Raw genomic sequence first — 17,100 nt, forward strand, 5'->3', positions numbered from 1 at the left:
CTCGGAAATTTTTGAGACTGGATTTGAGCCGTTGGGAGACAGTATTGATCTTTACTTGCACGCACGCGACAACCGAAGCCCTCCCAGTTTTTTTGTCAGCACCACTACCTCTGAAAAGGAGGCTATAAAATTTGCCACTGGTTACGGATTTGAAGATGGTTTTGTGTACGTAATAAAAAACATCAAAGGGATAGATGTGAACAAAAAGCTAGGTTTGCTCTCGCCTCATAAAGGTGAGGCTGAAATTGCCATGCCTGGTGGAGTCGATAGCAAATACATCCTCGGCGTTACCCCCGTGCACGCTGATGGTACCTACAAAGGTTACTCAACTCCCAACCCAAACAGAAAGCTGCCATGAAAATAATAGAAATAACCACCGATACTCAGGGCACCATTAATAAGGTAGTGATCGAATGCGACCGACGAATTCGCACATTAACTTTAGTTTTGGAAAGCGGCTTAAGAAGAACATACTCAGGTTCTGATCTGTATGTTTGCTTTGGGATGTTGCGAGCGGACTACCCGGAAACAAAGTTTTTATGCAAGGGCGCCAAACTCAACGTGCACCCATCCAGCATGTCTTCGCAAATGTCTGCAGGAGTAGTAGCGTATGAGCTTCAATTGGGTAAACCAGCCGGGCCCGACGACTTGGTCAATATTTTTGATTATGAAGTAGCCGACATTACAAATGACATTGAACAACAACGTGATTTTTACAAGCGCTGGATTGAGTCTTTTGCTGGGTAAACTCCTGGCGCGCCTTTACAGGTTCTACCAGTTTGACTCGCGTACTAGCATGGGGTGCTAGGGGTGTCATCGACATCAGTATCTTTCGGGTCAAAAGCACCTCTCAGGGGCATTGAAAACAACACCTGAAGTTTTGATGACACCGCCACGGAAACCGTTCGATCGAAGGGACAATCGGTTGAGCGGCAACGTTCCGGTGTCACGCTCGCAAAAATGAAAAACCCGGCACCAGGCCGGGTTTTGCTGTCACTGATCGTCGAATCAGTGGTGTTTGTTCTTGTGCTTATGCTTGTGTTTGTGACCGTTGCCGGAATGGGAATCGCCGCTGTCAGTACCCAGGTTGTTGCCCAGCGCACCACCCGCTGCGCCGCCGAGGCCTGCGCCAATGGTCGAACCGGTCTTGCCGCCAATGCTGTTACCAATCACCGAGCCGCCCGCCGAGCCCAAACCACCACCGATCGCTGCTTCAGTGCGACTGCCTTTAGGTGCACCAACAGCGCTACCCGCCGCGCCGCCTACACCTGCGCCAATCGCGGCACCGGTGCTGCCGCCCATTTGCTGACCTACCACGTTACCCAATGCACCGCCGATACCACCGCCAACAGCAGCGGTGCCATCACCGGCAGCCATCGCACCTTGAGCAACCAAAAGTCCCAGAAACAATGTGGACAATGTCAAACGCATGATATGAACCTCTAATTCCGCATCGGGAGAAAAGAATTCGCTGCGGATGGGCGGAGTCTAGCACCTGTCCCCACTGAATCCGGCCAGCGATGACCGTTGGACAGCTAAAGATGCAAAAGCTGCGAAAGAGAAACAGCCAGATACAAAAAGCCCGGCATCAAGCCGGGCTTTTTGAGCGGATCGATCAGGATCAGTGGCCCTTGTGGCCCTTGCCCAGATTGCTGCCCACGCCGCCGCCCAAAGCACCGCCCAGGCCTGCGCCGATGGTCGAACCGGTCTTGCCGCCCAGGCTGTTGCCGATTATCGAGCCGCCCGCAGCACCCACGCCGCCGCCGATGGCCGCTTTGGTGCGGCTGCCTTTGCGTGCTCCAACAGCACTGCCCGCGGCGCCCGCGACACCAGCACCAATCGCAGCGCCAGTGCTGCCGCCCATGCTTTGGCCGACCACATTACCTAGCGCGCCACCCAGACCGCCACCCAGTGCGGCAGTGCCGTCGCCAGCAGCCATTGCACCTTGAGCAACCAAAAGCCCCAAAACCAGAGCGGGCAGTGTTAAACGCATGACAAGAACCTCAAAAAATAGGGGGAAATCAAAAAGGGTCGAGATTGAATGCTTTAGCGGCGAGAAAGTCCAGACACACAGCCCCAACCTCACCATCGGCGACGGTTGGACAGCTTTTATGGAAAAGGTTTTATGACAGACAAAAAAAAGCCCGCTGGGGAGACGGGCCAGGTGTTGCTTTCTAACGGATGAGTTGAGATTACGTAAGGCCTTGTGAAAACTTTGTGAAAACCCAGGCCGAAAAACACACGCCGCCAAAAAGGTTGCAGGCATAAAAAACCCCGCTCAATGACGGGGTCTGGAGAGGATGGATTACTTCCTGACGGGTGCCGCAACCTTGGGTAAAAATTTCGCCTTCGGCCCTTGGGGCACCTGGGATTTCATTTTGCCAAGCTTGACCTGATCGTCACCGTAAGCCACCACATAGTCTGTCTGGCCACACCGCACGCTATTGTTGATTGGAAATTCAGCACCGTCGTCTTCGATATACGGATCAGCCATCTTTTCGCCCCTTTCAAAAGCGGGATCGATACCGGCAAGCCCTTTTGCCTGAAACATATCGACCACCAAGCTTTTGAGACTAGCCGGTCATTACCGGACTTGTAATTCAGATTCCCCAAGACCCGACGAATGGCCCGCACGGCTTCCTACAAAACAAACACATGAACCGTTACCTGAATCACCTCAGTTTGACGGCCGTCCCGGTCACAAATACCACCACCATGCCGCCCTTGCCGGCCGGCATGCTGATCTCGTAATCGAGCCCCACCACCGCGTCGGCCTGCAGCGCCCGCGCCCGTTCCTTGATCTCGTCGGTGGCCTGAATCCGCGCCTCCTTCAATGCACGCTCCAATGTTTGAGAGCGCCCGCCGAAAAAATCCCGCATCCCGGCGAACATGTCGCGGATAACGTTGACCCCCTGCACCGACTCGGCGCTGACGATGTCGAGGTAAGCGGTGATTTGGCGACCTTCGATGGCGTGGGTGGTGGTGGTGATCATGGGCATTCCTTCTTCATAAATAGTCACTCAAGGCCTGAAACCTCAATTATTGATACACAAAGAGATCCTCTGAAGAGTCCACCTCTCCCCACTCTCCAGTGTATGCAACGGCGTGTATCGGGACCCGCCCCGCATCAATGACCTGTTGAAGCGTGTTCGTCATATGCACCTTGTCTCTTTGTTCCGGGGTCAAGGCCTCGCGAAGCCGGACGACCTCTGCCCACCCCTCAGGCGTTAAGCGTAGAAGCCCCATGTATTGGCCCTGAACATCATCGACTGAAGTCGGTTTGCTGCCGATTTCGGTCAAGGTGCCGGTGGAGGCAAGGCGGAACGTTTCGGCATCCAGTAACGGATCACCAAAGCGCTGTGTCCAGAGCGCCAGCCAGTTCGGGTCGTAGGTGACGGCCAGGGAAGCCTTGCATGTCATTAACGACTGGACTGCTGCGGGGCTGTAAAAAATGTCGGAGTAACTCACGATGCACGGAGCATCCTGCAACCAGGCTTCAGCACACGCCAATGAGGAGACCATGTTGGTTTGCGCCCAGCGAGGATTATGGAACTCGATCAGCCCTTGGTCTGCCAACACCTCGCGCTTGTAGCCGGTCACGATGGCTATCTCGCTAATGCCTGCACCGCGCAGCGCCAAAAGTTGCCACTCCAGCAGTGTCTTGCCACGCAACTCGACCATGCATTTCGGACGTTCATCCGTGAGACTTTTCATGCGGCTGCCACGTCCGGCAGCCAGAATAATGGCTTTCACAACAGTCCTACCTCATGAAATGTCTTTATTAACCGAACAATTGCTTCAGTCGATGAACGTCGTGCGCAGCCCAGACGTCCTCTCGCTCCGGGTGCCACATCCAGCCCTCCCAAGGGAGGTTGCGGTGCCGGATGGCTTCGATTTCCCCATCCCCACTGCACGCCAGGACCTCAAAACCTTCAGGGCAAGCGGCAAGCGAAAAACCGTGATAACTGTTCACCTCGGCAACGATTTTTCCTGACAGTTCATGCCGGGTTCGCACATGACCGTTCACCGCTTTCAGCTCGCCGCCCGACCAGTGCGCAATCATCTGCATGCCCCGGCAAATTCCAAGTACGGGCAGGCGCAGGGATCGTGCATGGGCAAGCAATCTGCCTTCAGTCAGGTCGCGCGCCGGACACTGGCCGATGTCATTTCCCCCCGAAAGCACAATGGCTTGTGGCGATACCGTGTGCAGCCAGTCATGCAGGGCGTCCTGAGTCAGCCGTCCGTCAGCGGTTTGCAGGCACAACCCGTTGGGTACCGGCACCGGCAAAAAGCCAGCATCCAGTAGAAAGCTGATCAGACGCTGGTCAATTGCATCGCGGCTTTCACCACGCTCGGGAAATACGTCCACACGCTGGCTGAGGGCAACGACTTTCATGCCAGCATCTCCACGCAGCGCCCCGGACAATCCAGGTGCAAGCGTTGAGCCGCCGACCAGCGCCGATAGAGGACTTCGCCGGCACCGATCACTGCCGGCAAGCCAAGTTCTCCTGCACGAATCGCCATGTGCGAGTTCGCGCCACCCCAAGCCGTTATCAGCCCGGCAATCGGGTAGGCAAACAACCAATCGAACCCGGGATCCGCGTTGGGAATGCAGACAATCGCGCCGGCGAGTATTTCTCGGTCGTCACTGCCCACCACGGGGGCAGTCACCTGCTTCTGGGTGATGAAGTTGGGGGCTGTTTCCGGCCATTCGAAGGACCAGACATCCTCAGGCCGGGTGATCACCGGCGGTAACGATACCTTTAGTGTCTCTGCGTGGCGGGCTTTGCCCTGCTCAATGCTGCGCAACAGCACATCGCTCGTGTTGGCTGCCGCAACGTGCAGTTCCTTGAAGACACTGATGTCGCAATAGGCCATGTCTTCACGACTGATGCCGTGCTGCGCCCCCACTTGCGCGATCAATGCCAGGGCATCCGAGAGATTGCGGGTGAAGTGGAACTTCGCCAGCTCGCGCAGTTCGATTCCTGCTTGCATGAAGTCCAGCAAGCCGACAGGATCGGGCTGCAAGCCGTGTGATTCCAGTTGCTTCACGATTTCGCGCATTTGTGGAAGGGTCAGCGAAAACGGTTGTACGGGCTCCGGGACGGACGGGCGCTGAGTCCAGTCAAAGTAAAGTTCCGGCGCTTCATCGTAGCGAGGCGAAAGGATGTCGTAGGTGCCCGGGCGCAAGTGGCCGTAGCGCGCGAGGAACGTCGCCTTGTCCAATGTCGCGCGGTCACGCGCCAACTGGCCGCTGACAGTCGACACCCCACCCATGAAACAATCGTAGTCAGCCTGCGAGAGCACGCCCACCGTCATCAGGGATTTGAGCATCTGCACCGCGACGAAGCCGGCGCGGGCCAGACCGGCGAATGGCAGGGTCCCGTAGCGTTTGGCATCCTCCAGCAGCCAGTAAATCCGTTCCAAAGGGTCGGCGTTGGAGGCCAGCAATGCCTCGCGTCGCGCATTCAGCGTATCGAGTTTGTTGGCATCAGCGCGCCACAAGCCATCCTTGGGATGGACGATGCGGTTGGTCAACTTGCGCAAACTGCTGCTGATGGCCTCCAGCTCATGCTCCAGGAAACCGGCACTGGCCAGGCGCTCCAGTCGCTGCGACAAATCCAGTGTGTAGCACGAGAACACAATCTCGAACTCCACTTTGTCGTGCAGCGTCGGCTCGGACAGCAGCCGATCGATATAGTGGTCGACCAGACGCCCCGCCAACCCCTCATCCAGGTCTGCCGGGATGAACGAGTTGAAAGACAATCGAACATCGATGTACGGCAGCCCGAAAAAATGCGGCATCAGCGGAAAGCTGCGCAAGTTGCGGTAGCCGTAATTATGGCGTTGATAGGCCCAGATCGAGTCAGTCACCAAATCCCGGTAAAGCGAAAGCGCCAGTGGTTTGGGACGGATACCGATAATTTCGGCCGGATTCCAGTCCGGCATCACACCATAAACGGTACGCTGGCCGATCAGGAACGGGTGCGGCCGCATGCCCCGCGCTACCTTGCGTTGAATATTTTCCAGCCGATCGGCTTGAGCTGCTTCGGATTCCGGGCGTGCTGGCAAAATCAGTGGTCGGGCTTGCAATAACCACAACACCTCGCCTTCAGCCTCCCGCGTGACAGCGAACTCACAGTCGACCGGCACCCCCTCGAACAACTCCAACAACTCTTCGAGCAAGATCACGACGGGCAGCATATCTGGCGGTGGCGGCACTTTGCTGTGGGCCGCCTGCTGCCAAAGCCGGCCACCCAGACCGCCAGTGACAGAGGCAGTGTCACGGCCCTCCGTCCAGTTCACCACCCGATAGGGCGCACAGGTATTCGGGTCGTGGGAGAAGGCAACGCCGGACCGAACGACATTATTCAACATCGGTTGAATCAGAACTTCGTCTGCCTGGTTGGCATCGCCATAACTGGCGATGACCTGTTCGACCGCCGATTCCAACCCTGCTTCATTGACGTCAAGTACAGAGAGAAACGCCCCCGCACCGGATGCTTGTACGCCATCTTCGCGCAGACAACTGGAGCGCACGATCCAGGGGCCGGCGTCCAAGCGTCCCTGAATGTCGCGTAAACAGGCTTGCCGGCCCACTTGCCAGTCCCTTACGGTGAAAGACAGCAACGGAGCAATGCGCGCCGAAGTCAGCCGCTCTTGCAGGCCGGCAAGCGTACCGGCCTTGGTGGAAAATCGCAGAGCCATCAGGATTATCTCAGCTGAGCAACCCAGATATTGGTTGAGTACGGAATCTGGATCGAGGCAGTCCCCAGGCCCTTCAAATAGTCATCGATTGCGCTAATCACCTCATGGAAATTCGCACCTGCCTGACGCTCAAGCGTTGCGTGAGAACGCCACGCCTCCAGACATTCCTCAATGGTTTGTTCGTGAATGACACGCGCATCAAGATGAACAACAGGACCGAACAGCGCACTGGCATCAATCACTGCCGTTTGATCTTCACGACGAGTACCGTAGCCGTAACCCTGAACCCGTTCTTTAATGATCGCTTCAATTCGGGCCTGGACAGGATCATCAAGATGACGATGATTCCACATACAGGCGAACCAGCCTCGCGGCTTGAGAATGCGCGCGGTTTCCTTGAGAGCCTGCTCACGGTCACAGACATTGAAGGAACTGCCGAAAGTGACCATGTCGAAAGCTTGCGACTGCTGCCCTGTTACTTCGCCTGTGCCTTCATGCCAACTGACATTAGTCAGGTCCGCGGTACGCTTGATGCCATTCGCTCGCATCGCATCATTAGGTTCCACCGCAACAACGTCCAGGCCTCGCGCAGCCAACATTAAGGTCAGGTGCGCAACCCCGGCGCCAACGTCGCAGAACTTGTCGCCTTTCTCGGCGCCTGCAATCGAAAGCATTGCATCGATCGCAGCATCGGCGTAGTCAGGACGCTTCAAGTAAGCGTCAGCCAGTGTGGTGTAATCCCATTCCGTTTTCATACCAACTTCCTTTTATAAAAATGGTGCAGTAAGTCATCAGTCAACATAGATAGAGGGCGGTGGGGGTCGAACTCCACCACCCAGTCTGCCGCGCCCGGTTCATCAATCGACAAATCGAGCCCAGCGACGTTGTGCAACTCGCCCGCATCGAACCGGCGATAGATGCCCTTGGGATCCCGACGGCGCAGCTCCTCCATCGGCACCTTCAAATAGATTTCGAAATAACCAGGCAGGTGGGCACGGTTCCACGCATGAACTTCGCGGAACAGCGAAATCGTGGCGATCACCACCGTGAACCCCTGCGCCGCTATGACCCTGCATAAATGAGCGTATTGCATGGCCAGCGCCAACCGCCCTTCACGCCCGTGGTTTTGCGCATTGGCCGCACTTGCGCCAAACACATCACGCAGTTCATCTCCATCCAGCATGACAACCGGATGACCATCGCTTCTAAGCCTGGCAACAAGCTCATGGGCCAGCGTTGATTTACCGGCACCCGACAAACCGGTAATCCACACGACCTCGCCAATAGAGGTATTCATATCAACACTGGGAGCCTGGAAGTTACTCACGATCATTGCAGCGCTCTTTCAGGGTCGCTAATGAAATTGTGGTGAGCGCCCCCAAAAGAGTCGATCACACAGTAACGAAAACGGGACTCATGTCGGTTTTCAACCAACTCAAGAAACACCTCATCCGGATGATGAAGTCCGCTGTACTCTGAGTCGTAGAACTTCTTATAAATGAAGTACTTTTGCTCTGAAGTAAGCAGTTTAAATCCAAGCACCATATCCTTAAGCTCATCGCCATTTTTAGCGATCGGCAACAAGCCCTCCATCTGTTCCAACCAGGCTTCGACGATTGGACTGCTATCGTGACCCACTGGAACATAATAAATCGGCAGCTTGCACGTATTCAGCATAAAGGACACACCACCACTGGAGGCATCAGTGATGATCGTGTCACATATCCGATAGAAGTCTTTACTGCTGCCTTTAGTATCGTCAATTGAAACCCATGGGTACCGGGCAAGTTGCTCACACAACTCTTTTACATAGGGACGGTCAAAATCCGTCATATACGGTCGAAAAATGATCTTCGCATGAGGAATCTGGGATTTCACCGAGTTAATGACCACCTCCATGTTTTCAAACAGAGAAGCGCCACTCGGGCAAATACCTATCTGGGTAGGCAGAAGGCCAACAACATACTCCTCGGACATGCACCGAAACTCAGGGGGAGCGCTGAACATGTCGGGGATTTTGATTGGCAGTACGGATACTGCGCTAGTGTTTCGAAGGTCCGTACGTGATCGGTCCGGTTCAAGTTCCAGACGCAAGGCGACTCTGTCTCGCCTGAAGTAGTACATGCCTGTTTTAATCAAATCAAAAAGCGATCTGGAGGAGGAAACAATTGCATCCCAATAGGATGTCCAGCCGGAACAGTAGTAAACATCCGCGAGGGGCATCCCTACATTGCCGTGCGCAATAAAAATGGTGAAGTTTGATTCATCAAGTAATTTCCCGATAGAAGCATCGTTCGAGATAATTACTTGTGATTTCAGTTTTCCAATCTCATCCAAACCCACTTCTTCAACTGGACAGCCTAGAAACTGTTCCGCTTCAAACTTGCTGATACCGACAATGTTTGTCTGAAGCACAATGCAGTTGTAGTGATTGCGAAGAGCATTTAGCGCTGGCAGCAAGTACTCAAGATAGGTTTTTCCGCCATTATTGACGTTACTGATCAAATAAACGCTTTGCATATAAAACGCGCACCTTCAAAGCTGTCCCAGGCAAGCCAGGCTCAGGCCAAGTAAACGCGCAAAAAAGGGAAAAGCATTTGATCCTGCCTAAGTGCATATCCCTTTCGCACGTGTACATCCTTGTTGTTAAGCGAATCAGACTAAAGTCGTATTAATTTTCATTGAAAATCAATAGTAAAGCTTTGATCCTGATCACATAAACCGCGCCAATATATCATACGCTGGCAAATTGACACCCCACCAGGCGAGCATTTTTTACCCTTGGCGCGGCCAACGTGCCGCCTCGAAATCCAGACACCCAGAAACCACAAAACCCCTGATTTCTTTCGAAATCAGGGGTTCTGGTTACATCGAATTTGGCGGTGAAGGAGAGATTCGAACTCTCGATACAATTTCTTGTATACACACTTTCCAGGCGTGCTCCTTAAGCCACTCGGACACTTCACCGTATCTCTTCAAACATGTTCTGTCTGTCGAGGCGCGCTAATGTAGTCGAAAGCTTTTCTGATGGCAAACTTTTTTTGCAGAATTTTCATGTGCTTAGCGGTTTGGAGGTTCCGGGAGCATTCCGGGCCATGGCAAACCTGCCAATCTCTGGCTTCGCGCTCTCCTATATAGAGAGGGGAATGCACGGCGGGAGCGGCGGGCTACGCTTGCCCGGCGGGGAAAGGGTGACTGGCGGGTCAGTCACGGCGCTTTACCTGGCCTGCGGCGGTGGGTAACGTCTGCCCCAACTTTCATACAAGGAATAGCGTCATGAGTGAGTTGATTTCCTACCACCTCGAAGACGGTATCGCGACCCTGACCTTGAGCAACGGCAAGGTCAATGCCATCTCTCCGGACGTGATTGCTGCGTTTAACGCTGCGCTGGATCAGGCAGTGACTGATCGTGCAGTGGTGATCATCACCGGTACGCCAGGAATTCTGTCGGGCGGTTATGACCTGAAGGTGATGACAGCAGGCCCTAAAGAAGCCGTATCGCTGGTGACGGCTGGCTCGACATTGTCCCGTCGTCTGTTGTCGCACCCGTTTCCAGTGATTGTTGCGTGCCCTGGGCATGCAGTGGCCAAGGGCGCGTTCCTGTTGTTGTCGGCGGATTACCGCATTGGTGTCGACGGCCCGTTCAGCATTGGCCTGAACGAAGTGCAGATCGGCATGACCATGCACCACGCCGGCATTGAGATCGCCCGTGATCGCCTGAGCAAGGCAGCGCTGCATCGTTCGGTGATCAACGGTGAGATGTTCAACCCGAAGAGTGCCGTGGATGCAGGTTTCCTCGACTTGGTGGTGTCGCCCGAAGAGCTGCAAGGCGCGGCGCTGGCAGCGGCTCGTCAGTTGAAGAAGATCAACATGACCGCGCACAAGAACACCAAGCTGAAAGTGCGCAAGGCACTGCTGGACACCCTGGACAACGCAATCATCCAGGATCAGGAGCATTTGGGTTAACCCAAAGATGCTGCACCGAAAGCCCGACCATCGTGTCGGGCTTTTTCATACACGCTCTGTGGAAAAGTCTACAACCCCTCTAGAACAGATCTGACCAACTAGTCGGAAACATGCGCTCAAACATCGGCTATCTCCTACCTCTATAGAGGCAATTGCCGAAAACAGTGCACATCCGTACACTGCGCCACCTTTTGTCCCGGTGGGGCCTGTAAATGCTGTTCGTGTTTCGTATGTTATTGATGGGCCTGCACTTTATTCTCGCTGGTGTGCTGGGGGTGATTCTGGGGCTGTTTCGCCCGTTCAACCCGGACAACAGCCGTTTGTGCGCGCGCCTCTATGCGTGGCCGGCAATGTGCATTTTGCGTTTGCGAGTGAAGGCCGACGTCGGGCCATTGATGGACAAACCCGAGAGCTGCGTGATCATCGCCAACCACCAGTCCAACTATGACTTGTTTGTTTTCGGCAACGTGGTGCCCCGCCGCACCGTGTGCATCGGCAAGAAGAGCCTGAAGTGGGTGCCGTTGTTCGGTCAGTTGTTCTGGTTGGCCGGTAATGTGTTGATCGACCGTGGCAATGCGCACAAGGCGCGCCAGTCGATGCTGACCACCACGCACACCTTGCAACATGAAGACACCTCGATCTGGGTGTTCCCGGAAGGCACGCGCAATCTCGGCGAAGACCTGCTGCCCTTCAAGAAAGGCGCGTTCCAGATGGCGATCGCGGCGGGCGTGCCGATCGTCCCGGTGTGTGTCAGCAGTTACGTCAAACACATGCGATTGAACCGCTGGCGCAGTGGGAAAATTCTGATCCGTTCTTTGCCGGCCATTCCAACTGCCGGACTGAGCCTGGACGACATGCCGCTGCTGATCGCCCAGTGCCGCGAGCAGATGCGCGAGTGCATCGCCTCGATGGATCGGCAACTGCAAGCCGCATGAAACGAAACCCGCCCTGTGCGGGTTTTCTTTTGCCTGCGAACTTTTGCCTTCGAACTCTGCAGATTTCACTGACTCTCAAGCGGTATAGAAGGATAAGCTGAACACTGCCTGCTACTAATAAGAAGTGAAGCTGAATCATGGGTAGAGTTGTTGCTGCTGCGGTTTACAGCGCTGGTAAGAAGGTCACCAATATCACCCTCGACGAAGGCGCTGCCTGGGCCGCCAAGCCTGGTCACTTTGTCTGGATCGGCCTCGAAGAGCCGAATGCCCAGGAGCTGTTCAATCTGCAACGCCAGTTCAACCTGCACGAACTGGCCATTGAAGACGCCCTGGAAAAACACAGTCGACCGAAGCTGGAAACCTTTGGCGATGCGCTGTTTATCGTCACGTATTCGCCGATCCGCCATGAAGGAAAGCTTGAGTTCATCGAGACTCATATCTTTGCCGGCAACGGTTACATCATTACTGCGCGTAACGGTCATTCGGCGTCCTACGCTTATGTCCGCCAGCGTTGTGAGGCGCGTCCACTGTTGCTGGAGCACGGGGAAGATTTCGTACTCTATGCCATCCTCGACTTTGTGATTGAAAACTATCAGCCGATGGGCGAAGCGATCCATGCAGAGATCGATGAGCTGGAACGTAACGTCATGTGCAGCTCCCTGAACGAGCGCGACATTCAAAAACTCCACAGTCTGCGCCGCGATGTATTGCGTTTGCGGCGGTATGCGGCGCCGATGGTGGAAATCGGTGAAGAGCTGCAGAAGCTGAGTTTTCCGTTCATCGACAAGAACATGCGCCCGTACTTCCGCGATGTGCAGATCCATGTGACCCGGCAGATGGAAGACCTGACGACGCTGGCAGACATTGCCAGCCAGACCATTGAAGTCGGGGTGTTGCTGGAGGCGTCACGGCAGAGCGTGGTGCAGCGCAAGTTTGCGGCGTGGGCGGCGATTCTGGCGTTCCCGACGGCAGTGGCCGGGATCTATGGGATGAACTTCCAGAACATGCCGGAGCTGACCTGGCATTACGGGTATTTCGCGGTGCTGGGGTTTATTGCGGTGGGGTGTGTGAGTTTGTGGGCGAGTTTCAAGAAGTCGGGGTGGTTGTAGCCAACACCGCGGCGTCTGTGAAATTCGCGGGCAAGCCTCGCTCCTACAGGAGCAAGGCTTTTAACTTCACACCGACTGTGGTTTATGCGCCACAAACCGCATCATCCACTCCGCAACGGTTGCGCCATGATGCTCATGCTCAAGGCTCGCCATGCCCTTGGTATACACCTGCTCGCCCAACGCTTCCTGACGAATATCCAGCAAGGCTCGCGAGTAATCGTGAATGAATTCCGGGTGCCCCTGGAAGCACAACACCTGGTCGTTGATGTGGTACGCGGCAAACGGGCAGAAATCGCTGGAAGCGATGACCGTGGCGTTTTCCGGCAGCGACGTCACCTGGTCCTGGTGGCTGATCAACAACGTCAACTCTTCGCGCACCGGGCTCATCCACGGTGCCTTGGCGGCGAGTTTGTAACTGTGGGTGCCGACGCCCCAGCCCTGGGTCGCACGCTCGCTCTTGCCGCCCAGCAGCAGCGCCAGCAACTGATGGCCGAAGCACACGCCCAGCAGTTTGTCACCGCGTTCGTAGCGGGTCAGCAGGTAAGCCTTGAGGGTTTGAATCCACGGGTCGGTGCCGAAGGAATCGGCCTTGCTGCCGGTGACGAGATAGGCGTCGAAGGCCTCATCATCGCTAGGGTATTCGCCCTGCATCACGTTGTAGACAGTGAACTCGGCCGCGATGGGTTGTTGCGAAAACAGACGCTGGAACATCTGCCCGTAACCCTGATATTGATCGACCAGTTCCGGACGCAGGATGTCGGTTTCCAGAATGCAGATGCGTAACGACATAAAAAATACCTGACACGTGATGGGAATAATGCACACCCCAGAGCCTGCCTCGAAACACCGTCCCAAGGCAAGCCCCACGAGTCGTCATCGGTCCCTTAAAACACCTCCCCTTTGGCCGCTTTCTCCAGCAGCAGCGCGGGTGGCGCGAACCGTTCGCCGTACTGCTCGGCCAGGTATTGCGCACGCGCGACGAAGTCCTTCACGCCGTACTGGTTGATGAACTGCAGCGCGCCGCCGGTCCAGGCCGCGAAACCAATGCCGAAGATCGAGCCGACGTTGGCATCCGCAGTCGAGGTCAGCACGCCCTCCTCCACGCAACGCACGGTTTCGATGGCTTGCACGAACAGCAGGCGATCACGCACGTCCTTCGGTGAAATCTGCCCGTCAGCCTTCTCGAAGCGACTTTTCAGCCCTGGCCACAAGTGCTTCTGGCCGCCGGCAGGGTATTCGTAGAAACCACCGCCTGCCGCTTTGCCCGGACGTTTGTATTCGTTGAGCAGCAAGTCAATCACGGCAAACGCCGGGTGCTCAATCAGTGGTTTCCCTTCCGCTTGCAGGTCTTTGGCCGTTTGTTGACGGATATGGCTCATGAGGCTGAGGGAAACTTCGTCGGAGATCGCCAGAGGCCCGATGGGCATGCCCGCCTTGCGCGCTTCGGTTTCGATCATCGCTGCGCTCACGCCTTCGCCGAGCATGGCAATGCCTTCGTTGGTGAAGGTGCCGAACACGCGTGAGGTAAAGAAGCCACGGCTGTCGTTGACCACAATCGGGGTTTTCTTGATTTGCAGGACGAAATCGAAACCGCGGGCCAGGGTTTCGTCGCTGGTGTGGGCGCCCTTGATGATTTCCACCAGCGGCATTTTTTCCACGGGGCTGAAGAAATGCAGGCCGATGAATTTGCTTTGATCCGGTACGGCGGTAGCGAGCCCGCTGATCGGCAGAGTCGAGGTATTGGAAGCGATCACCGCGTCCGGGCCGACGACCTGTTGCGCGGCTGAAGAGACTTTGGCTTTCAGTTCGCGGTCTTCGAACACGGCTTCAATGATCAGGTCGCAACCGGCCAGATCGGCGTCACTTTCAGTGGTTTTGATCCGCGCCAGCACTGCGTCCCGCTGTTCAACGCTCAACTGCCCCCGGGCAACTTTCTTGTCCAGCAACGCCGCCGAATGAGCCTTGCCCTTTTCTGCCGCAGCGAGATTGATGTCCTTGAGCACCACCTCGATACCGGCCGAAGCGCTGACAAAGGCAATGCCGGCTCCCATCATCCCCGCGCCCAGAACCCCCACGCGACGCGTCACGTAAGGTGCAAACCCTTGAGGTCGCGAACCGCCGGCATTGATCTCGTTGAGCTGGAACCAGAACGTGCCGATCAGGTTCTTCGAGATCTGGCCGGTGGTCAGTTCGGTGAAGTAGCGGGTTTCGATCAGGTGCGCCGTGTCGAAATCCACCTGAGCGCCTTCCACTGCGGCGCAAAGAATCTTCTCTGGTGCGGGCATGCAGCCCTGGGTTTTCGTGCGCAGGATCGACGGCGCAATGGCCAGCATCTGCGCGACTTTCGGATGCGACGGCGTACCGCCCGGAATCTGATAGCCCTTCACATCCCAACGTTGCACCGCTGTCGGGTTGGCCAGAATCCAGGCGCGCGCCTTTCTCAGCAGCTCATCGTGATCCAGCGCCAACTCATCGATCAAGCCCGCCTGCAAGGCTTGTTGCGCACGGACTTTTTTGCCTTCAAGCAGATACGGCAGGGCTTTTTCCAGACCGAGCATGCGCACCATGCGCACTACCCCGCCACCGCCCGGCAACAGGCCGAGGGTGACTTCCGGCAGGCCGAGCTGCACCGATGAATTGTCCAGCGCCACGCGGTGATGGCAGGCCAGGCAGATTTCCCAGCCACCCCCCAGCGCCGCGCCGTTGATTGCGGCGACCACCGGTTTACCCAGGGTTTCCAGGGTGCGCAGTTGGCCCTTCAGCGTCAGCACCATGTCGTAGAACGCTTTGGCTTCGGGTTTGCCGACTTTGATCAGTTCATTGAGGTCACCGCCGGCGAAGAAGGTCTTCTTCGCCGAGGTGATGATCACGCCGGCGATGCTGTCTTTCTCGGCAACCAGTCGGGCGACGCAAGCGGCCATGGCCTCGCGGTAGACCGCGTTCATGGTGTTGGCGCTCTGGCCCGGCATGTCGATGGTCAGGACGACGATCTGGTCCTGCCCTTTTTCGTAACGAATGGCTTCAATCATGAAGAGGATTCCTTGAAATCGTGGCTCAGAGGCGTTCGATGATGGTGGCAATGCCCATGCCGCCGCCGACGCACAGGGTCGCGAGGCCAAAGCGCAGGCGCCGGGTTTCCAGTTCATCGAGCAGCGTGCCGAGGATTGCGCAGCCTGTAGCGCCCAGCGGATGCCCCATGGCGATGGAGCCGCCATTGACGTTGACCTTGTCCGGGTCGATGGCCATGTCCTTGATGAATTTCAGCACGACGGAAGCAAACGCCTCGTTGACCTCGAACAGGTCGATGTCTTCGACCCGCAGCCCGGCCTTGGCCAGCGCTTTGCGGGTGGCCGGCGCCGGGCCGGTGAGCATGATCGTCGGGTCGGTGCTGGTGACCGCCGTGGCGACGATTCGCGCCCGTGGCTGCAAGCCGAGCGCACGCCCCTTGGCTTCGGAGCCGATCAGCATCAACGCCGCGCCATCGACGATCCCGGAACTGTTGCCCGGCGTGTGCACGTGGTTGATCCGCTCAACGTGGCTGTAGACCCGCAATGCCGTGGCGTCGAAACCCATTTGCCCCATCATCTCGAAGCTTGGCTTGAGTTTGCCCAAGCCTTCCAGGGTGGAGTCGGCGCGAATGAACTCATCGTGATCGAGCAAAATGATGCCGTTCTGATCCTGCACCGGCACCAGCGATTTGCTGAACGAACCGTCGGCCCGCGCCCGCGCCGCTTTTTGCTGGGAGTGCAGCGCGTAGGCATCGACGTCCTGGCGGCTGAAGCCTTCGAGGGTGGCGATCAGATCGGCGCCGACGCCTTGCGGGGTGAAATGGCTGTGCAAATTGGTTTCCGGGTCCAGCGCCCAGGCGCCGCCATCGCTGCCCATCGGCACCCGTGACATCGACTCGACGCCACCGACCACCACCAGGTCTTCGAAGCCGGAACGCACTTTCATCGCCCCGAGGTTGACGGCCTCCAGCCCTGACGCGCAGAAGCGGTTGATTTGCACGCCCGCGACGCTGACGTCCCAATCGGCCACCTGTGCGGCCGTTTTGGCGATATCCGCACCTTGATCGCCGACCGGCGTCACACAGCCCAACACCACGTCGTCGACCTGGCTGGTGTCCAGCGCCGTGCGCTGTTGCAGCGCCTTGAGCAACCCCGCCACCAGGTTCACCGGCTTGACACTGTGCAAGGCACCATCGGACTTGCCCTTGCCACGGGGCGTGCGTAACGCGTCGAAAATCAAAGCTTGGGTCATGACGTCCTCGAACCTGGCGGTGAAAATACTGAGCCCTCACCTTATGCCGAGCCACCGCCGATTCAATGACCGCAATGCTCACTGACGTTGACGGACACGCTCAGACGGACGGTAGTGTGCTA

The 17,100-nt window shown here is 56.6% G+C and carries 18 protein-coding genes and 1 tRNA gene; 5 read left to right on the forward strand and 14 right to left on the reverse strand.

From position 1 onward, the window contains the following. On the forward strand, positions 1-358 hold a 358-nt coding region (locus J4E42_RS27760; protein WP_219740018.1), incomplete at its 5' end, for an enterotoxin A family protein. Then, positions 355-747, forward strand: coding sequence for a hypothetical protein (locus tag J4E42_RS27765; protein WP_207286648.1), 393 nt, complete (start codon positions 355-357; stop codon positions 745-747). The genes J4E42_RS27760 and J4E42_RS27765, both read left to right, overlap by 4 nt. Before the next feature lie 261 nt (positions 748-1,008). Here the strand turns inward: J4E42_RS27765 and J4E42_RS27770 are convergent, their stop codons facing one another. From J4E42_RS27770 to J4E42_RS27820, 11 genes are all read right to left on the reverse strand, one after another. Then, positions 1,009-1,431 carry a glycine zipper domain-containing protein gene (locus tag J4E42_RS27770; RefSeq protein ID WP_008027332.1) on the reverse strand — a complete coding sequence of 141 codons (423 nt, stop codon included), beginning with the start codon at positions 1,429-1,431 and terminating at the stop codon, positions 1,009-1,011. A gap of 190 nt (positions 1,432-1,621) precedes the next feature. Further along, on the reverse strand, positions 1,622-1,993 hold the full coding sequence (locus tag J4E42_RS27775; RefSeq protein ID WP_008027331.1) for a hypothetical protein: 372 nt from the start codon (positions 1,991-1,993) through the stop codon (positions 1,622-1,624). A gap of 312 nt (positions 1,994-2,305) precedes the next feature. Further along, a complete protein-coding gene (locus J4E42_RS27780) occupies positions 2,306-2,494 on the reverse strand; it encodes a hypothetical protein (protein WP_032828671.1) in 189 nt (62 codons plus the stop codon). A gap of 178 nt (positions 2,495-2,672) precedes the next feature. Next, positions 2,673-2,993 carry a YbjQ family protein gene (locus J4E42_RS27785; RefSeq protein ID WP_008027329.1) on the reverse strand — a complete coding sequence of 107 codons (321 nt, stop codon included), beginning with the start codon at positions 2,991-2,993 and terminating at the stop codon, positions 2,673-2,675. A gap of 46 nt (positions 2,994-3,039) precedes the next feature. Beyond that, positions 3,040-3,753, reverse strand: a complete 714-nt coding sequence (locus tag J4E42_RS27790) for a phosphocholine cytidylyltransferase family protein (RefSeq protein WP_207286649.1) — start codon at positions 3,751-3,753, stop codon at positions 3,040-3,042. Positions 3,754-3,781: 28 nt separating this feature from the next. Further along, on the reverse strand, positions 3,782-4,396 hold the full coding sequence (locus J4E42_RS27795; protein WP_207286650.1) for a gamma-glutamyl-gamma-aminobutyrate hydrolase family protein: 615 nt from the start codon (positions 4,394-4,396) through the stop codon (positions 3,782-3,784). Continuing rightward, positions 4,393-6,708 (reverse strand): PEP-utilizing enzyme, encoded by a 2,316-nt coding sequence (locus tag J4E42_RS27800; RefSeq protein WP_207286651.1) that lies wholly within the window; start codon positions 6,706-6,708, stop codon positions 4,393-4,395. Before J4E42_RS27800 ends, J4E42_RS27795 begins: the two co-directional genes overlap by 4 nt. 5 nt (positions 6,709-6,713) lie before the next feature. Next, positions 6,714-7,463 (reverse strand): class I SAM-dependent methyltransferase, encoded by a 750-nt coding sequence (locus tag J4E42_RS27805; protein ID WP_207286652.1) that lies wholly within the window; start codon positions 7,461-7,463, stop codon positions 6,714-6,716. Further along, positions 7,460-8,041, reverse strand: a complete 582-nt coding sequence (locus tag J4E42_RS27810; protein WP_207286653.1) for an adenylyl-sulfate kinase — start codon at positions 8,039-8,041, stop codon at positions 7,460-7,462. Before J4E42_RS27810 ends, J4E42_RS27805 begins: the two co-directional genes overlap by 4 nt. Beyond that, entirely contained in the window at positions 8,038-9,228 is a 1,191-nt protein-coding gene (locus J4E42_RS27815) for a hypothetical protein (protein WP_207286654.1), read from the reverse strand. The genes J4E42_RS27810 and J4E42_RS27815 overlap by 4 nt, the downstream gene beginning before the upstream one ends. Positions 9,229-9,585: 357 nt before the next feature. Then, positions 9,586-9,675, reverse strand: a tRNA-Ser gene (locus J4E42_RS27820). Between the two features lie 309 nt (positions 9,676-9,984). On the opposite strand from J4E42_RS27820, the gene J4E42_RS27825 reads away from it, so the two are divergent. The 3 genes from J4E42_RS27825 (at position 9,985) to J4E42_RS27835 (ending at position 12,718) form a co-directional block, all read left to right on the forward strand. Next, positions 9,985-10,674 (forward strand): crotonase/enoyl-CoA hydratase family protein, encoded by a 690-nt coding sequence (locus J4E42_RS27825; protein WP_008027327.1) that lies wholly within the window; start codon positions 9,985-9,987, stop codon positions 10,672-10,674. Positions 10,675-10,886: 212 nt separating this feature from the next. After that, on the forward strand, positions 10,887-11,609 hold the full coding sequence (locus tag J4E42_RS27830) for a 1-acylglycerol-3-phosphate O-acyltransferase (RefSeq protein WP_008027326.1): 723 nt from the start codon (positions 10,887-10,889) through the stop codon (positions 11,607-11,609). Positions 11,610-11,746: 137 nt separating this feature from the next. Continuing rightward, on the forward strand, positions 11,747-12,718 hold the full coding sequence (locus J4E42_RS27835) for a magnesium and cobalt transport protein CorA (RefSeq protein WP_008027325.1): 972 nt from the start codon (positions 11,747-11,749) through the stop codon (positions 12,716-12,718). Positions 12,719-12,784: 66 nt separating this feature from the next. Here J4E42_RS27835 and J4E42_RS27840 read toward each other — a convergent pair whose 3' ends face one another. The 3 genes from J4E42_RS27840 to J4E42_RS27850 all read right to left on the reverse strand — a co-directional run bounded on the left by J4E42_RS27840 (position 12,785) and on the right by J4E42_RS27850 (position 16,978). Next, on the reverse strand, positions 12,785-13,507 hold the full coding sequence (locus tag J4E42_RS27840; protein WP_207286655.1) for an amidotransferase: 723 nt from the start codon (positions 13,505-13,507) through the stop codon (positions 12,785-12,787). Positions 13,508-13,602: 95 nt separating this feature from the next. After that, on the reverse strand, positions 13,603-15,747 hold the full coding sequence (locus tag J4E42_RS27845) for a 3-hydroxyacyl-CoA dehydrogenase NAD-binding domain-containing protein (protein ID WP_207286656.1): 2,145 nt from the start codon (positions 15,745-15,747) through the stop codon (positions 13,603-13,605). 25 nt (positions 15,748-15,772) lie between these two features. Next, positions 15,773-16,978, reverse strand: coding sequence for an acetyl-CoA C-acetyltransferase (locus J4E42_RS27850; RefSeq protein WP_008042192.1), 1,206 nt, complete (start codon positions 16,976-16,978; stop codon positions 15,773-15,775). Positions 16,979-17,100 lie beyond the last annotated feature (122 nt).

It is taken from the genome of Pseudomonas sp. FW300-N2A2, from assembly GCF_017351735.1.
Classification (GTDB): Bacteria; Pseudomonadota; Gammaproteobacteria; order Pseudomonadales; family Pseudomonadaceae; genus Aquipseudomonas; species Aquipseudomonas migulae.